Annotated in this window: 14 protein-coding genes, 1 pseudogene and 1 other annotated feature; of the genes and pseudogenes, 7 read left to right on the forward strand and 8 right to left on the reverse strand. The window is 36.4% G+C overall.

The annotated features are described in order from the left end of the window. Positions 1 to 11: 11 nt before the first annotated feature. On the forward strand, positions 12 to 617 hold the full coding sequence (leuD, locus tag ME5_RS04130; protein ID WP_008038674.1) for a 3-isopropylmalate dehydratase small subunit: 606 nt from the start codon (positions 12 to 14) through the stop codon (positions 615 to 617). Between the two features lie 99 nt (positions 618 to 716). Continuing rightward, positions 717 to 1,139, forward strand: coding sequence for a metallopeptidase family protein (locus ME5_RS04135; protein WP_008038676.1), 423 nt, complete (start codon positions 717 to 719; stop codon positions 1,137 to 1,139). 104 nt (positions 1,140 to 1,243) lie between these two features. Here ME5_RS04135 and ME5_RS04140 read toward each other — a convergent pair whose 3' ends face one another. Further along, a complete protein-coding gene (locus ME5_RS04140) occupies positions 1,244 to 2,263 on the reverse strand; it encodes an SGNH/GDSL hydrolase family protein (RefSeq protein ID WP_245256489.1) in 1,020 nt (339 codons plus the stop codon). A 64-nt stretch (positions 2,264 to 2,327) separates the two neighbouring features. Continuing rightward, positions 2,328 to 3,569 carry a lytic murein transglycosylase gene (locus ME5_RS04145; protein ID WP_008038680.1) on the reverse strand — a complete coding sequence of 414 codons (1,242 nt, stop codon included), beginning with the start codon at positions 3,567 to 3,569 and terminating at the stop codon, positions 2,328 to 2,330. A gap of 246 nt (positions 3,570 to 3,815) precedes the next feature. Between ME5_RS04145 and galU the strand changes: the two genes are divergently transcribed. After that, positions 3,816 to 4,754, forward strand: coding sequence for a UTP--glucose-1-phosphate uridylyltransferase GalU (gene galU, locus ME5_RS04150; RefSeq protein WP_196793522.1), 939 nt, complete (start codon positions 3,816 to 3,818; stop codon positions 4,752 to 4,754). Positions 4,755 to 4,799: 45 nt separating this feature from the next. Next, complete coding sequence (locus ME5_RS04155; protein ID WP_008038683.1) at positions 4,800 to 5,795, forward strand: KpsF/GutQ family sugar-phosphate isomerase; 996 nt, start codon at positions 4,800 to 4,802, stop codon at positions 5,793 to 5,795. A 660-nt stretch (positions 5,796 to 6,455) separates the two neighbouring features. Here the strand turns inward: ME5_RS04155 and ME5_RS04160 are convergent. Beyond that, positions 6,456 to 7,907 (reverse strand): catalase, encoded by a 1,452-nt coding sequence (locus ME5_RS04160; protein ID WP_008038691.1) that lies wholly within the window; start codon positions 7,905 to 7,907, stop codon positions 6,456 to 6,458. A gap of 197 nt (positions 7,908 to 8,104) precedes the next feature. Beyond that, positions 8,105 to 8,156 (forward strand) — a sequence feature (sul1 is cis-regulatory element that is thought to sense ions involved in sulfur or methionine metabolism; They are found in Alphaproteobacteria). A 59-nt stretch (positions 8,157 to 8,215) separates the two neighbouring features. Here ME5_RS04160 and ME5_RS04165 point away from each other — a divergent pair. The 3 genes from ME5_RS04165 (at position 8,216) to ME5_RS10365 (ending at position 11,330) form a co-directional block, all read left to right on the forward strand. After that, on the forward strand, positions 8,216 to 9,712 hold the full coding sequence (locus ME5_RS04165) for a SulP family inorganic anion transporter (protein ID WP_008038706.1): 1,497 nt from the start codon (positions 8,216 to 8,218) through the stop codon (positions 9,710 to 9,712). Positions 9,713 to 10,175: 463 nt separating this feature from the next. Further along, complete coding sequence (locus ME5_RS04170) at positions 10,176 to 11,090, forward strand: hydrogen peroxide-inducible genes activator (RefSeq protein ID WP_008038708.1); 915 nt, start codon at positions 10,176 to 10,178, stop codon at positions 11,088 to 11,090. A gap of 87 nt (positions 11,091 to 11,177) precedes the next feature. Then, positions 11,178 to 11,330 (forward strand): KGG domain-containing protein, encoded by a 153-nt coding sequence (locus ME5_RS10365; RefSeq protein WP_008038727.1) that lies wholly within the window; start codon positions 11,178 to 11,180, stop codon positions 11,328 to 11,330. A 353-nt stretch (positions 11,331 to 11,683) separates the two neighbouring features. Here the strand turns inward: ME5_RS10365 and guaB are convergent, their stop codons facing one another. From guaB to rpe, 5 genes and pseudogenes are all read right to left on the reverse strand, one after another. After that, positions 11,684 to 13,177: an IMP dehydrogenase gene (gene guaB, locus ME5_RS04175; protein ID WP_008038737.1), complete on the reverse strand. Its 1,494-nt coding sequence runs from the start codon at positions 13,175 to 13,177 to the stop codon at positions 11,684 to 11,686. 378 nt (positions 13,178 to 13,555) lie between these two features. After that, positions 13,556 to 15,127 (reverse strand): phospholipase D family protein, encoded by a 1,572-nt coding sequence (locus tag ME5_RS04180; protein WP_008038738.1) that lies wholly within the window; start codon positions 15,125 to 15,127, stop codon positions 13,556 to 13,558. Between the two features lie 280 nt (positions 15,128 to 15,407). Next, positions 15,408 to 15,749 (reverse strand): SLC5/6 family protein, encoded by a 342-nt coding sequence (locus ME5_RS04185; RefSeq protein ID WP_008038743.1) that lies wholly within the window; start codon positions 15,747 to 15,749, stop codon positions 15,408 to 15,410. A 183-nt stretch (positions 15,750 to 15,932) separates the two neighbouring features. Beyond that, positions 15,933 to 16,187: pseudogene (locus ME5_RS10975) on the reverse strand (DUF485 domain-containing protein); the annotation flags it as partial. Positions 16,188 to 17,039: 852 nt separating this feature from the next. Further along, the gene (rpe, locus tag ME5_RS04190; RefSeq protein WP_008038746.1) at positions 17,040 to 17,699 is read right to left on the reverse strand and encodes a ribulose-phosphate 3-epimerase; all 660 of its coding nucleotides are present in this window, start codon (positions 17,697 to 17,699) and stop codon (positions 17,040 to 17,042) included. Between the last annotated feature and the right edge of the window lie 6 nt (positions 17,700 to 17,705).

A 17,705-nucleotide genomic window follows, 5' to 3' on the forward strand; every position in this document is an offset into this window, starting at 1 on the left:
TGGATTGAAAAATGGAAAAGTTTAAAAAGGTAACTGGAGTTGCCGCACCTATGCCAGTTGTAAATATTGACACGGATATGATCATTCCAAAAAATTATTTAAAAACGATTAAACGTACGGGTTTGGGAAAAGGACTTTTCGCAGATATGCGCTATTTGGATGATGGGAGAGAAAACCCAGATTTTGTCTTAAATAAACCCGCCTATAGACATTCAAAAATCATTGTTGCAGGGGATAATTTCGGTTGTGGATCTTCGCGAGAACATGCCCCCTGGGCGCTTGCTGATTTTGGTATTCGTTGTGTCATTTCCACTTCTTTTGCAGATATTTTTTACAATAATTGTTTTAAAAATGGAATTTTGCCCATTAAAGTTTCACCACAAGATTTAGTAAAATTGATGGATGATGCAGAACGTGGGGCAAATGCAATCATAACGGTCGATCTTGAAAATATGGAAATTTCGGGTCCAGATGGGGGTGTTTTAAAGTTTGATTTGGATGAGTTTCGTCGTCATTGTCTTTTGAATGGACTTGATGATATTGGTTTGACAATGGAAAAAACCTCATCAATAGAAATGTTTGAAAAAAATATTGATGAAGAGCGTCCTTGGGTATAGCTATATTTTTTAATTTCAAAATTATTACGTTAATATTCTTTGTAAATGTCAAAAACAAATCTTAAAAGAAAATAAGCACATAATGAAACGGGTTAATTAATGGCAAGACCTGATCAAAGTCGGGACTGGGCTTCTAGACTTTCACCGACACTTGAAGAAATTGATTCTCTTGCGAGAGCATCTTTTGCGCATTTGCCGCAAACATTTCGTGCTTATTGTAGCGATTTAATCATAGTGATTGAAGAATTTCCTGATCAGCAAATTATGGATGATTTAGGACTTGAATCACCTTTTGAGCTTTTAGGTTTTTTTGAAGGACATGGCATTGGAGAACGCTTTTCAATGGAAACAAATGATCCCATCAATCGAATAACACTTTTTCGCCGCCCTATACTCGATTATTGGATGGAAAATGACGAATTTCTAGGAGAAATTATTCATCATGTTATGGTTCATGAAATTGGCAATCATTTTGGTTTGTCTGATGATGAATTGGATGAAGTAACGATAGCTTATGGTTAAAATTTTCAATCTCTTAATATCATGATGGTGTAAAGAGAATAATTTTTTTTAAGTTACATTTAAATGTCATAGCGGCAAGAAAGAGTTTTTATTATATTTAAAGTTTAAGGCTTAATATAAAAATTATCTGCACGCCCATAAGGCTTATCATGATTTTTCTTGTGCTCGAATTCAATTTTTTCAGAATGATTCAGGTGTAATTGTCCGAGAAGTTCTTTTTCATCCTGTGCCATATCTATAATGCTGATTGGGGCGATATGTGTAATATTATGGGGTAAGTTGATGAAAACCTGTCCTTGTGGCTTAGAGACATTTTTTTTTGTCTCTTCAAAAGATGCGTTTAAAATGGGTTCCAATTTTTTATCGAGATAAAATGCGAGTTTTTGTTTGCCCACAGATGTGAAGTTAATGCCATCATTAGCACGCAATCGTGCCGTTTTTCCACTAGCATCATAGCCTGAAAGTGCAAATTTTCCTTCATTATCAATGAACCCATCCCAAATATCTACAAAACGACCGCCTGTTGCTTCAACTGTCGTTTTATATATATAGTTTAATGCAATAATATTTTGATTAAGTTGGTTGTTTTTGAAAGAAGGTTGTCCCATCCACAACCAAGGTTTTTTGGTATTTTTTAGTTTTTCTGTCAAGTGATCAAGGCGTTTTTGGTAAATAATTGTCCATTCTTTATCACTTTGAATGATAGGATTTTTTGCTGGTTGTATCGCTTGATTATCATTGGCACCAAGTGTCATAATGATAATATCTGGTTTCTCATTTGTTATGATTTTATCAATCATAACTGCCCAATTATAATAGTCATCACGAACAATACCTGATGATCCATTAATAGCGCGTAAGACGACAATATCTTTATTATCAGCATAAAGCCTATCTAAACCATCAAAAGCTGCACTGGCTACAAAATCACCTAAAATGAGAATACGTTTGGCATCAGCCGATTTGGAGGGGCTTTGTACAAAGGGTTGAGTGGGTTTTTGCTTTCTTATAATTTTGCGTTTTGTAGGAGGCGCTGGAGCAGTAACATGCTGTTCTTTGCGTCCAAATATCTTATCAAAGATATTTTGTGCATGACTATAATCGGGTTGTAGAAAAGCCATCATGAAAACAACGATCATGAATAAAGAACAGTGTTTTTTATAGAATTTCATTACAGTTCTTCTCCGCTTATCCTCTTCGCAAGTGTGTTAAAACGTCTTTGCTTGGATGACCATCGACCGTTAAACCGTTGCGTCTTTGAAAAGCTTCAATCGCTTTTTTTGAGCCACTTCCGATTTTGCCATCAATTTCACCGTTGTAATAACCAAGTTCTTTCAAACGCTGTTGCATTTCATGGCGCTCTTTTATGGAAATTGGTGTGAAAGGTCGGTTCCAATCATGCACGAGACCAGGATAGCCAGCAATTTGATCCGCTAAAAGACCGACAGCAAATGCATAGCGATCGGCATTATTGTAACGCTTTATTACAGAAAAATTTTTAATCACTAGAAAGATTGGACCTTCTCTGCCATCAGGCAGTTTGAGTGTTGCTTGGTCGTGGGAAGAAGGAAAAGGTTTACCATTAGCGCGTTTGATGCCAAGTTTTACCCATTGAGCAATGGAGAGTGAGCCTGCGGGAAATTTTCGGTTGGCTGGTATTGTGACTTCATACCCCCAAGTTCTTCCTGTTTGCCAACCATTTTTCTTTAAAAGATTGGCAGCTGTTGCTAAAGCATCAGGTACAGAAGTCCATATATCTCGTTTGCCATCGCCATCCATATCTACGGCATAAGCCAAATAGCTTGTGGGTATAAATTGTGTATGTCCAAGAGCTCCTGCCCAAGAGCCGGTGAGGTGTGAACGGTTAATGTCGCCTGCTTGAAGAATTTTCATGGCGGCAATGAGCTGTGTTCGGGCAAATTTTGCCCGTCTTTTATCGCCATATGCTAATGTTGCAAGAGAGCGTATTGCATCACGCATGACATCTTTACGCTCTAAAATTTCACCATAATTGGATTCAAGGGACCATATTGCCAATAAAATATTACGATCAACACCAAAGCGTTTTTCAATAGCATTCAACCATTTTGCCCATTTTTTACCATGTGCGCGTCCTGTTGCAATAGCAGCTTCATGAACACGATTATCAAAATAGTTCCATGTAGGATCCGTAAATTCTGGTTGAAAAGCAGCTTTTTTTAACACTTCTGGATCAGGTGAAGTAACACCCTGAAAAGCAATGTCAAATGTTGCAGATTTAATACCTGACTTGAGGGCTATTTTTTTAAAATTTGTCACCCAATTTTGAAAATTGTTATTGGCAAAGACTTGAGAACTGGTAAAAAACGGCGTAACACTTATCAAACTGACAGTACCAATAAGTGCAAAACGTCTATTGATTTTGGACGTTTGGTTTAAAATTTTTACCATAAATGCCTCCGCAACGCTTTTCTTTTATAAGATTTAAAACAATTGAGTATAAGTTTTGATAAAACAATTATGCCTATATAAGGTTAGCAAATCATTTCAAAAATTGATATATTATAAGGATTATGAAAAAACACCAAAGCGTCTTTATTGCTTTGAGTGAATTTGACATTTTATCACAAATCATTGCGCTTTGCGATGAAAGATGATGATAAAAAAGCTTAATTTGTCTGATTTTCGGCTATTGAAATGATAGAATTCACGCCATCTATAATAGTAAGTGTAAAAACGAGGAGAATAAACGTGCGCAAAATACGCAAAGCAGTCTTTCCTGTTGCAGGCCTTGGAACACGATTTTTGCCTGCAACAAAGACAGTTCCGAAGGAAATGCTCACCGTAGTTGATAAACCCGTAATTCAATATGTAGTTGATGAGGCTAGAGAAGCTGGAATTGAGCATCTTATTTTTGTCACAGGTCGCAACAAAGCAGTTATTGAAGATTATTTTGATGCACAAGTTGAGCTTTATACGACACTTGCCAATCGTAATAAAACAGATGAGTTGGATTATCTTCATGATTTACAACCCCAGCCAGGCTCGACATCTTTCACCCGTCAACAACATCCATTAGGTCTTGGACATGCGGTTTGGTGTGCACGTGAATTGGTGGGCGATGAACCTTTTGCACTTCTTTTGCCGGATATGGTTATGCAAGCTAATCAAGGTTGCCTTTCAGAAATGGTTCGACTTTATGACGAAACAGGCGGAGGAAATATCATTGCGGTGCAAGAATGTGACCCTGAAGAAGCTCATAATTATGGGATTGTTGGGCAAGGTGAAATTATTGCTCATGGCTTTGAAATTACACAAATGGTTGAAAAACCCAAAAAAGGAACCGCGCCATCAAATCTTTATATAAATGGCCGTTATATTCTTCAACCTGAAATTTTTGATCTTCTTGCTCGCCAAGAAAAAGGTGCTGGTAATGAAATTCAATTAACGGATAGTATGTTAAATTTAGCACAACAGCAGAAATTTTATGGTTTTCATTTCCAAGGAAAAACATTTGATTGTGGTTCAAAAACAGGTTTTATCGAAGCCAATGTTGCTTTTGCCCTATCACGAGATGATATGCGCGATAAAGTCATGGCACCGTTAAATGCGCTTTTGCAAAAAGCCAAAGCTTAAAAATTTTATAGACGCATGATCAGATTTGATTTATCAAATCTGATCATGACTTTAAAAGATAAAACACAGATACTATTTGATAAAGCGATAGCGTCAGCACACCATACACTTTCTGTTGAAAGGGATGGTCTTCAAGCACTTTTAGTTGCTTTTGATCAAGGGCTAAAAAACGCTTTTTTTCGTGCAGTCGACACAATACTTTCATCAAAAGGGCGAGTTATTGTGACAGGCCTTGGCAAGAGTGGTCATGTTGGTACAAAAATTGCTGCAACTTTGGCTTCAACGGGAACACCATCCTTTTTTGTTCATGCGGCTGAGGCTAATCATGGTGATTTAGGTATGATTGGGGTCGATGATGTGATCCTTGCTCTATCTTGGTCTGGTGAAACTGTTGAATTAAGCGGTATATTAAATCATGCAGCACGATTTCGTATACCGCTAATTGCTCTTACTTCGGGGGAAAAGTCTGCACTCGGTCGAGCTTCAGATATTGTTTTACTTTTACCAAAAGCAGAAGAAGCATGTCCTCATGGACTTGCTCCAACAACATCGACCACTCTTCAAATGGCTTTCGGCGATGCTTTGGCTGTTGCGCTCTTAGAAATGCGTGGATTTTCGGCAAGAGATTTCAAAATTTATCATCCGGGAGGATCTTTAGGCGCGAGACTAAAATATATTGAAGATATTATGCATCAAGGCGAGGCGATGCCTCTTGTTTTAAGCCAGACTGATATGAAAAGCGCGATGCATGTGTTGGTCAGTAAACATTTTGGTTGTGTTGGTATTGTCAATGATCAAAACCAACTTATTGGTATAGTAACAGATGGTGATCTGGCGCGTAATATTCATCGTGATCTTTCAGGATTGGTCATAGATGAGATTATGACGAAAAATCCTAAAACAATATCAGCAGACATGGTCGCAGGTGCAGCAGCAGCTATCATCAATGACTATAAAATTGGCGCACTTTTTGTTGTTGACAATCAAAAACCGATAGGTCTTGTACACTTTCATGATCTTTTGCATATTGGCGCACTTTAAAAATAATTTTATAAATTGCCCTTTTGCAATCATGGATAAATGTTGAGCTTAAAACCTTTTCATTTGAATGAAATGGCATGCATTATCAAAAGCAAAAAAAGAAGAGTTAGATAGTAAAAAACGGATCATATATCCTTTTCTTGGCTTTATTGACAAAGGAGATTGAAGCTTTTTATGTTCTTTGGATTTAGACTATTCGTTGGTAACTTTGTTGAGAAATGCCTAAAATAGACGTAGTTCTTGCGGCTTTATTTTTGTTCTAAAAATATCACGTGTTATTTTAACAAAATGAAATGGTTTTGAGCCTTGTCTATAATGAATGCGTAAAAGTACAACTTCTGAAATATAAGCGGCGGTTGTTTTTATAAATTTTGGTGAATATTTCATCAAATCATAACGTCAAAAAAAACATGAAAGATAAAATATTGTAAAAAGCGGCAGACATAACCATTTTATGTGAAATCATCAAAAACTTTAAAAAATTTAAAGTCTAGCGGTCTGGTTACCAAAAAATGACGGATAAGCCCTTTTATCTTTTCATTAATAATAGATGCAAAAAAACATTTCATAAAAAGTGATCAATAAAATAAGTAAAAAGACTTAAAAACCTACTCTGAAACAGAGTAGGTTTTTATAATTAAGCACACTTATGAAGGAATCTTACGCTTTTTTTCGAGCAAGAGCTTCAAGCACACCTTTTGCATAATCGGGATGGACTTTCTCAAAATGTCCTATTTGGCGTTGGATAATAAACTCTGGAACGCCTTCCATTGCATCGGCAATATTTGAAAAAAGACGGTCTTTTTGATCTTGTTCAAAAAGATTAAATAAGGCTGTCACCTGCCCATAATCATCATTATTTAAGCGATGATCATAACGATCAGCATCACCAGAAATTTTTAAAGGAGGCTCTTTGACGCGTTTGTCTTCAACAGGTCCATTAAAAGAGTTTGGTTCATAATAAGCATCAGGATGCCCCGTTGCAATGCCACCATATGTATTCATTTGACCATCACGATGATAATGATGAACAGGACATTGTGGTTTATTGATAGGGATTTGTTCATAATGCGTGCCTAAACGATGGCGATGGGCATCGGCATAAGAAAAAAGCCGTGCTTGCAACATTTTATCAGGGGAATAACTAATACCTGGAACAATATTGGAAGGAGAAAACGCCGCTTGTTCAATTTCGGCAAAATAATTATCGGCATTTCTATTTAGTTCCATAATTCCGATATCAATTGCAGGATAATCATTATGTGGCCAAACCTTGGTTAAATCAAATGGATTATATGACGTTTTCAGTGCATCTTCTTCTGGCATAATTTGAACTTGCACTTTCCATTTTGGAAAACTTTTATTTTCAATCGTTTTAAAGAGAGCTTCTTGATATGTTTCGCGAGAATTACCAACAATTTTTGATGCTTCTTCATTGGTGAAATGTTGATGACCTTGCATCGTTTTAAAATGAAACTTAACCCAGAAACGCTCACCTGCATCATTCCAAAGTGAATATGTATGCGATCCATAGCCATTCATATGCATAGGATCGATTGGTAAACCACGATCGGACATTAAAATTGTGACTTGGTGAAGGCTTTCAGGAGACAGAGACCAAAAATCCCACATGGCTGTATTAGAGCGCAAATGTGTTCGTGGATGTCGCTTTTGCGTATGGATAAAATCTGGAAATTTATAGGGATCACGGACAAAGAATACTGGTGTGTTATTACCAACCAAATCCCAATTGCCCTCAGTCGTGTAAAATTTAAGTGCAAATCCCCGAACATCGCGTTCAGCATCGGCTGCACCTAATTCACCTGCGACCGTTGAAAACCGAGCAAGCATAGGGGTCTCCGACCCAGGTTGTAAAACCAAAGCTTTGGTGTATTGACGAATATCTCCTGTAATTTTAAGCAAGCCATGTGCTCCCCAGCCTTTAGCATGAACTGCACGTTCAGGAATACGTTCACGATTTTGATGGGCGAGTTTTTCTAACAATTGATAATCTTGCAATAATACTGGACCATGCGCTCCAGCTGTTAAACTGTTCTGGTTGTCAGGCACTGGTGCGCCTGCAGTTGTGGTGAGTGTTTCCCGTTTTGTCATGGGATTTTCCTTAGGTTAGAATATTCATATTTATTTATTGGACCTTAAATTTTAGAATAACAGGTATTTAGATAAATTCTAATGTTTATTTTTATAATTTTCCATAAGAAAAAATTATATCATTCTTTGTGATTTGTTCAGGAACTTATATAATTTCACTTGAATTTATTTTTATTTTGCGTTTATTTAACCATTCCATCGGACCTGTGTTACAGGTGGCTCCACCGGGCGCCTATCCCTCGGCAACTAAAAAGATAAATGCAACATCAGTTGAATGTTTATTTATATCCCGATAGAAAGACTATATTTTGAAAAATTTTAGATTTGCAACATTCCGTCAGGAGTGGTTTGGCAATATACGAAACGATGTTTTGTCCGGCATTGTTGTCGCACTTGCGCTTATTCCTGAAGCTATCGGCTTTTCAATTATTGCTGGTGTTGATCCAAAAGTTGGACTTTATGCATCGGTTATTATCGCTATTGTTATTTCTTTTTTTGGTGGGCGCACAGGTATGATCTCGGCAGCCACTGCGGCTACCGCTGTTTTAATGGGCTCATTGGTACGAGAATATGGCTTGAATTATTTATTGGCTGCTACTGTTTTGGCAGGTCTTTTACAAATTTGTTTAGGAGTGATCCGTGTTGGTGCTTTGATGCGCTTTGTATCACGTTCCGTCATGACAGGTTTTGTCAATGCTTTAGCAATTTTAATTTTTATGGCGCAATTGCCTGAGCTTATAGGACCCAATGTAGCTTATCCAACCTATATTATGGTAATTGCAGGACTTGCGATAATTTATATTTTTCCTCGTTTGACCCGAGCCATTCCATCACCGCTTATTTGTATCCTCGTTTTAACGCCGATTGCAATTTTTGGTAATATGGATTTAAGAACTGTTGGAGATATGGGCGAATTGCCAAAACAATTGCCCGAATTTTTAATTCCAAATGTTTCATTGAATTTCGAAACATTAAAAATAATTTTTCCTTATTCGATTGCTGTGGCCGCTGTCGGTCTTTTGGAATCCCTTATGACCGCCAATCTTATTGACGGCTTGACTGATACCGATAGTAATAAAAATCGTGAATGTATCGGGCAGGGTGTTGCCAATAGTGTAACAGGTTTTTTTGGTGGTATGGCTGGTTGCGCAATGATCGGGCAATCGATGATTAACATCAAATCAGGTGGACGGGGGCGTTTGTCAACATTTATAGCGGGCTTTGTTTTGCTTGTTTTGATGCTTGCATTTAATGATTGGGTTAGTAAAATTCCTATGGCGGCGCTGGTTGCTATTATGATTATGGTTTCTATTGGAACATTTTCTTGGTCGTCTCTTCGGGATTTGAAAAAGAATCCAAAATCTTCTTCCCTTGTTACGATCGTTGTTGTGGCTTTTGTTTTAGCAACTCATAATTTGGCGATTGGCGTGCTAGCAGGTGTCTTACTATCGACGTTTTTCTTTGCGTGGAAAATAGCAAAACAATTTCGTATTCAATCAACACTTTCAAGTGATGGAAAGACGCGAAGCTATAAAGTTGAAGGGCAACTTTTTTTCGCTTCGGTTGATAATTTTCGAAAAAGTTTTGATTTTGGTGAAAATATCGACAATATTATTATAGATGTTTCAAAGGCGCATATTTGGGATATTTCAAGTGTTGCTGCTATTGATATGATTGTTTTAAAATTTCGCCGTGAAGGGGCACATGTTGACCTCATTGGTATGAATGATTTAAGCGACGAGCTTCTTGAGCGTCATGCAAAACATAATAAATCCAATATTATTGATCAAACATTGATGCATTAGTAAAATCATTATGAATATATTTGAATTGTCATTGATGCATCAAGTGCATGATAAGGAAACTATGCATGTGAGAAAGAGATCAATTTAAAGCAAATTGTTTTCTTCTCTTTACGCATAATAATCCACATTTCTCTTGCACGATTTTTACTAAGAGCTAAGTAAACGCTGATTGAACGCTTTCAGTACTGCTATAATTGTATTCTAGAGGATCATTTTTAATTATAATGAATCACCATTATAAGTTTTACTCGTGCCTTTGAGTTGGATGAACAGTATGCGTTTTTTTAGGTTTTTATAAAATAACAGTGACTCGCATAATTTTCTCAACATGTTTGATTGTACATTTGAATTGATCACATTAAATGAACAAGAGTGTCGCACAAATTTTATTATGGTAGTGAATGTTGCTATTTAAAATTTGAATGCTTAAATTTTATTTTTTAATGGGAATGTAAAAGGAATAATGTTCACCGTAAGGCAATTGCGCTATTTTCAAGTTCTTGCCAAAAAGGGTCATTTTGGTGAGGCATCAGAAAAATTAGGAATTTCTCAACCTGCTCTTTCAGTCCAAATAGCAGAAATGGAAAAAACTGCTGGAGCACCACTTTTTGAACGAAGCTCAAAACGTATTCTTCTCACACCATTAGGGAAAAATTTTCAACCCCTTATCGATGATATTTTGTTGCGTCTGGCAGCATTGGTTGATGTGGCCAGCAATTATGACGGACCATTATCTCATCCATTAAAATTGGGTATTATTCCGACGATTGCACCCTACTTGTTACCACTTTTATTGCCACAAACACATCGCTTATATCCTAAGCTCAATCTTGTGATACAAGAAGCAAAAACTGATAATTTGTTAGAGATGCTACGTGTTGGGCATGTGGATGCGATTATTGCTGCTCTGCCAATTGAGTGTGATGAATTGATTTCTGAGCCACTTTTTAAAGATCAATTTTATCTTGCTGTTGCAAAAGATGAATTTGTCCATTTTAATAAGACAATAGATCAAGCCGATTTAGATAACCACAAGCTTCTTCTTTTAGAGGAAGGTCACTGTTTGCGTGAACAGACCTTACAGGCTTGTCAAACCAAAGAATATCGCCATGATATCACTGCCTCTTCACTTACCACATTATTACAATTGGTCGAAAATGGAATTGGAATTACAATTATACCACAAATAGCCGTGAGTACTGAAATGCGCCAGGAAAACTTAAAACTTATTCCCTTTTGCATGCCAGTTCCTTATCGTGAGGTTCACCTTGTGTGGCGGCGGCGCAGTCAACGATTAGAGGATTTTAAACTTTTTGCACAAATGGTCAAAAGCTTGGCAGACTCCATTTTACGAGAAGCGAAAAATTTTATCACTTGATTTTTAAATATGGATAAGGAACCACTATTAACCATAATCGTTTTTCCTAAACTGGTTCATACCAGTCAAACAAAAAGGAGAAATATCATGGTTACACATAGTAATGGGAAAAATGCAGCATCTAAAACGAACGATCAGTCAGGATCTTCAGCAAGCAGACAAAAGTCAAACAAAGGAAACTTTGCAAATGACCGTCAACGCGCTTCTGAAGCAGGTCGTAAGGGCGGTAAGAATTCATAATTATGATTCTTAGCCTAAATAGCTAGAAATTGAAGCTGAACAAGTTTCAATTTCTAGCTTATGTCTTTCTCTAACTTTTATTTACAACTGTCGTTTGTTGTCTAAGTTAATAAAAGAATAAATTTATATAAGGACGATTGCGATAAATATTTTGACTAAGCTCAGGACTTATTCATTGTCTTATAAAATCTATATTGAAAAAAATCTGACACCTTTTGATGGTTTTTGAAAGTTTCTCAATCTTTCATACTGTTTAAAAATAGACATTTATCATTTTAAAACTAAAATTGAAGTTGTGTCGTGGATTGCAGAGAAATCAATTAACAGCTTTATACTTTTTACCCATCCATAGTTTAAATTGATCCAGGATAATTAGGACTTTCTCGTGTAATGGCAACATTATGTGTATGACTTTCATGAAGTCCTGCGTTTGTAATGCGAACAAATTTGGCTTTTTCATAAAATTCTTGCAATGTTTGTGCACCCACATAACCCATTGATGCGCGTAGGCCACCAGCCAATTGATGAAGAACCGAACCAACAGGTCCTTTATACGCTACTTGTCCTTCAATGCCTTCTGGAACAAGCTTTAATTCATCTCTGACTTCCGCTTGAAAATAGCGATCCGCAGAACCACGAGCCATAGCGCCAACAGATCCCATTCCGCGATAAGCTTTAAATGATCGTCCTTGATAAAGATAAACGTCGCCAGGACTTTCTTCCGTGCCAGCTAGGAGCGATCCAACCATTGCAGCACTTGCACCAGCTGCAAGGGCTTTTGCCAGATCCCCTGAATATTTGATGCCGCCATCAGCAATGATCGGAATATTGGCTTTTCTAGCGATCTCAACGGCACCCATAATAGCTGACAATTGAGGCACGCCAACACCTGCAACAATTCTCGTTGTGCAGATTGAACCCGGTCCAATACCAACTTTCACGGCATCTGCTCCAACATCAATAAGTGCTTGCGTGGCCTCAGGTGTGGCAACGTTTCCTGCAATAATTGCAGTCGATCCTGTCATTTTTTTAATCATTTTAACGGCATCTAAAACACGTTGAGAATGACCATGGGCTGTATCAATAACAAGAATATCAACACCAGCATCTATTAATCGCTCAGCACGTTCTTTTCCATCATCACCTACCGTGATTGCAGCTGCTACGCGCAAGCGTCCTTGGTTGTCTTTTGAGGCATTAGGGTTTAATTGTGACTTTTCAATATCTTTGACAGTGATAAGACCAACACAACGATTTTCATTGTCCACTACCAGTAATTTTTCGATACGATGGTGATGAAGAAGTCTTTTTGCTTCTTCATGCTGGACATTTTCATCAACTGTGATGAGATTTTCATGTGTCATTAATTCACGAATTTTTTGTTTTGGGTTTGAAGCAAAACGCGTATCACGATTGGTTAAAATTCCAACAAGACGGCCTGGACCCTTCTGATCATTTTCAACGACAGGAATACCAGAAATCTTATGAGACACCATTAAAGCTTTTGCTTCCTCAAGACTGGCATTTGAACCAATTGTTACAGGATTAACAACCATACCTGATTCAAACTTTTTAACCTGACGCACTTCTTCAGCTTGTTCTACTGGTGTCATATTGCGATGAATGACACCAATACCGCCAGCTTGTGCCATGGCAATGGCCAAACGCGATTCTGTGACTGTATCCATGGCGGCAGAAAGCAAGGGTAAGTTGAGCTCTATATCACCAGCAATACGTGTTTTTAGAAAAACCTGACCTGGCATAACTTCTGAATGTCCAGGTTGCAAAAGAACATCATCAAAAGTAAGTGCGAGGGAGCCAGTTGCTGTTTCGATGATTTTTGCCATGGTCAAATTCCTTTAATAAACAACAAGTCTGCTCAAATTTTCTTGGCAGGACTGTTTTGATACACTTAATGGATTGACGCTGGTTCGTACCATGTTGCATTCAAAATGGAAAGAGCACGAGAGATAAATAATGCATATATTGTTTAAAGAAACTGTTTTTTTGGGGTTAAATACACGAAAACGTGTTGCATAATAGTAAGTTAAATAGTCTGAACGGAAGATATCGACTACATAGCATAAATTTCATTTTCATATCAAAGAAGTCAGTATGACTGCGTGTTGAAATGATAAGAAAAATATGACGAATATCAATTATGGGTGAAGCAAATGTTTTTAATATTAATGTATTGAAGCCCTTTATGAGGTATCATTAATGTTTCATAGTTGTGATTCAATTGGAAGCCAACTGATCAATTTCGCAAAAACGCGTCGCCATAAACGACTATCAGGTTCTTGATAAGTTGTTTGATGTTTGCCGTTTTCAATGAAATCCCAACATAAATTATTCTTATGCCTAAGATGAACATGATAACTCATTTCACCTGTTATTTCTTCCTGAAAAAGAAAATTTAACTGGCTTGTAATTTGAGAACATTCAAAAAGAACACCCATTTCTGTATTTAAGGATGCAGATCTAGGATCAAAATTAAAAGATCCAACAAAGGCGATTTTTTGATCGATCAAAAAAGCTTTTGTATGCAAACTAGCGCGCCCTGATCCAAAAAGATGCAATCGATTGACACCGTCTTCAGCTTTAAGTTCAAAAAGTTTGACGCCTCCTTTTAATAAAGGTTTGCGATAGGGTGCATAACCACCGTGAACTGCAGCAACATCCGTTGCCGATAATGAGTTTGTAAGAATTTGTACCTCAGTGCCATTTGCAACAAGTTTGCATAATTGGTGTGTTCCACCTTTACCTGGAACAAAATAGGGCGAAGTGATTTGAACTTTTTGCTTTGCCCCATAAATCAGAGGGCCAAAATAGCTCATAAGCCAATTTTGTACTTTTCGTCCTTGTGCTTTTTCTGGTGGGTCAGAAACGATTTTAAGCTTTGATGTTGGAAACAGATTTTTTTTATGTTTCATAAAATGATCAAAACTTAAATGTTGGTGAATATAATCCAAATAAGGTTTGGCTTGTTTTGAATTACGATATTCATGCAAAATATCTTTCCATTGTGAAAGATCTTTTTTCTTTTTTTGAACCGTTAAAGCATGAATAGGAAGTGCCACTTCACTGTTCCAAAATTGATCAAAGATCGCTTCAACATGTTTTACAGAAGGACCAATCAGCATAACATCTAGATCGCGAAAGTTGGATTTTTGGGCCGCGTCAAAATACGCATCAGCAATATTACGTCCACCAACAAAAGCAACACGGCCATCAATAATATAGGCTTTATTGTGCATACGACGTGTAACGGTTAGTGCGCGTAATGCCATTTCCAATCCGCGCCTTAAGCCACCTTTGCGCGCTCGACCTGGATTAAACATGCGAATTTCAATATTTGGATGTTGATCAAGAACCACATAGGCTGGATCGCGGCCTTGTGCGTTAATATCATCAAGTAATAAGCGCACGCGTACGCCACGATCTGCGGCTTCTACCACTTCATTAAGAAGAACTCGCCCTGTTATATCATCATCCCAAATATAATACATGAGATCGAGACTTCTGCCTGCAAGTTTTGTACCTACCGCACGTGCTGCAAAGGCATCAAGGTTGCTTATGATAAGGGAAAGTCCATCGTGATCGACACCAAGACCATGATGACTTTGTGCAAAGGTCTCTATTTTTTTATCGAGTGAGGTTTGCCCCTTTTGGATTTCTAAAGCATAAGAAGCTTCACCACGCGCGCTTTTTGCAAATCGTCCATAGGCATAAATTGCCAAGAGTGATGCGGCAAAAAATCCAACGATGATAATGATAATAAGAACGATAAGATTCAAAGGAGTTATCTTTCAAAAATGCGCTTCTAATTGGGTTTTATTATAATTTATGTATTGATATAAAGTTTCATATCAAATAATGATGATCACGAATTTCAATTTTGAAATAATGGTTCGACAATTTATGAGTGAAAAATTATTTCTATTCTTTGTTTTCATAAAAAACGAATAAAATTATAAATTCGAATGTATCTTAATACAACTTAAAAGCGTCAAAAGCCGCTTTAAAATATGTTCAATGACATCAAAGTTATATATAATGACTTGATATTTGCGATGCTTAAATGTTTGTTTCTGATCTAATTCGTTGAGCCAAAAATCCTGATTTGTCTATGGTTGCACGTTTGCTTTTGCCGATAATCGTAAAGAACCATACCCCACCAAAACCTAAAATCGTTGAAAAAAGCGCTGTTGAAATATAAGGGAATAATACAGTTTCTGATGAAAAACCAAATGTATCAACCCAGACAGCTGGAGAAAGAAGGGTTAAATTTACAGATGATAATAAACCAAGAAAACATCCAATAACCTCTTCACGTTTTGAGCATTTGCTCCAAAATATTGACAAAATCAATATAGGAAAATTTGCGGATGCGGCAATTGCAAATTCCAATGCAAGCATAAACTCCAAATTTTGTTATTCAAAGTGTTTAGCCAACAAGTATTTAAAAACATGTTATTTGCGGACCAATTAATCGGTTGTTTATCCAAGTTTTGGGCATGGTATCAGCGTGAGCAGACTTTAGAATTATGAAATTTAATGTTAAAAAAGATATTAGATAGAGTGAAAAACGTAAGATACAATTCATCGTTCGACCTCTTGTTTTATCTTATCAATATAGCTATCATATATTTTATAAGATACAAAGACATAAATCGCTGTCAGTACCACCGTAATAATGATGACGCCAATTCCCATAGGTATGGCAAGGGTTGTTACACGATCTCAGATACGCTTTGATAAAAACTCTTTATTAAATGCAATAAGACAAATCCAGCCGTAATAAACAATAAGTGCGGTGAGTATTAAGATTCCACCTAATTGATTACGTTTTTTCTTAAAAACACGATAATTTTATTTGCTTCTATTTGAGCGATAATTTCTTGATCCATGCTTGTCTCCTCTTCCGCTTGGATATCTTTTTGAAAGAAATCATGCAAACATAAAAAAAAAATTTCAAAACGCGTCAAACCAATTTTATCAATACAGAAAAAACCGTTTTAACTTTTATCGGTTTTTAATTAAAAAAATTATAAGCTTTTCTTTATAAAACAAAATGTACTCCTAAACTTTAGCTTTTTTCAAAATCTAAAGTCCGTAATATTATCGTGTCTCTATAATTGTTTAAAGTCAAGAATATTCAATTCTTTATCCTAGATGATAGGTCTTAAATGAGACAATAAATCGTAGCAATAGGATAATAATGAATGTTATATTTTCAGACATAACAGTTAGAAATAAAGTGTTTTTAATGGATGGTTTTCAATATTTATCGCATTCAAACGAAATGAAAAGAGGCGTTTTGAAGTTTCCTATTACTTTCTAAGGGCGAAAAAACCGTAAAATGCCTTGATGATTGATCCATAAGATCTCTTGGCTCACAATCTCTTCTTTTTAATGAAATGGCATAATAAAAAGCAAATAATAGAAAGAAAATAGCTGATGATCTATCCTGTTTTAGCTTTTTTAACAAAGGTTATTAAAGCTATTTTTATATCCTTGTGATATGGAAAATTTTGTCAGCAATTGAGTTGAGAAGCCTTGAAAATGTGGATATTTTCAAGGCTTATCTCCCCGTTCTCAAAAATATTCTCATACTACTCCAACAAAAACAAGTGGTTTTGGACTTAACGAAAAACAGTGATAAATCATCGAATGAAATTGTTTTTCTTATATTTATTGGATAAAAATTTAAACAAATAATGCGCGTGTTATCTCAATATTTTTTTCGATTGTATTTTCTTTTCTAAATAATGCGCTAGTCCCTAAAACGTACATTTCAGCACCATTCTTATGGCATTCTGGTATTGTGCTTGCACCGATATTTCCATCAACTTCTATAACGATATTTGGATTGTGTTGATGTATCCATTTTTTGGCATCTGCAATTTTTTGATACATCGTTGGAATAAATTTTTGCCCTGCAAATCCCGGGTTAACGGTCATTAATAGGAGTAAATCCATTTTATCGGCAACATAGTCGAGATGTTCAATTTTTGTTGCAGGATTTAAGGCAACGCCTGCTTTCATACCACAATCTTTGATTTTTTGCAAAGATGCTTGCAGATGTGGCGTTACTTCACTATGAATAGAAACACTATCGCTTCCAGCATCTGCTAATAATTTGATATAACGATCGGGATTTTTAACCATAAGGTGGACATCAATTAATTTTTGAGTCGTTGGTCGAATTGCTTTGATAAAATCAATGCTTAAGGCAAAATTATCGACAAACTGACCATCCATAATATCGATATGATAAAAATCAATATTTCCCTTTTCTAATGATTGAATTTGACTTCCTAAATTGAGGAAGTCAGCGCACATTAAAGATGCACCTAATTGTGACATTGTAAA

The sequence above is a fragment of the Bartonella tamiae Th239 genome (assembly GCF_000278275.1).
Classification (GTDB): domain Bacteria; phylum Pseudomonadota; class Alphaproteobacteria; order Rhizobiales; family Rhizobiaceae; genus Bartonella; species Bartonella tamiae.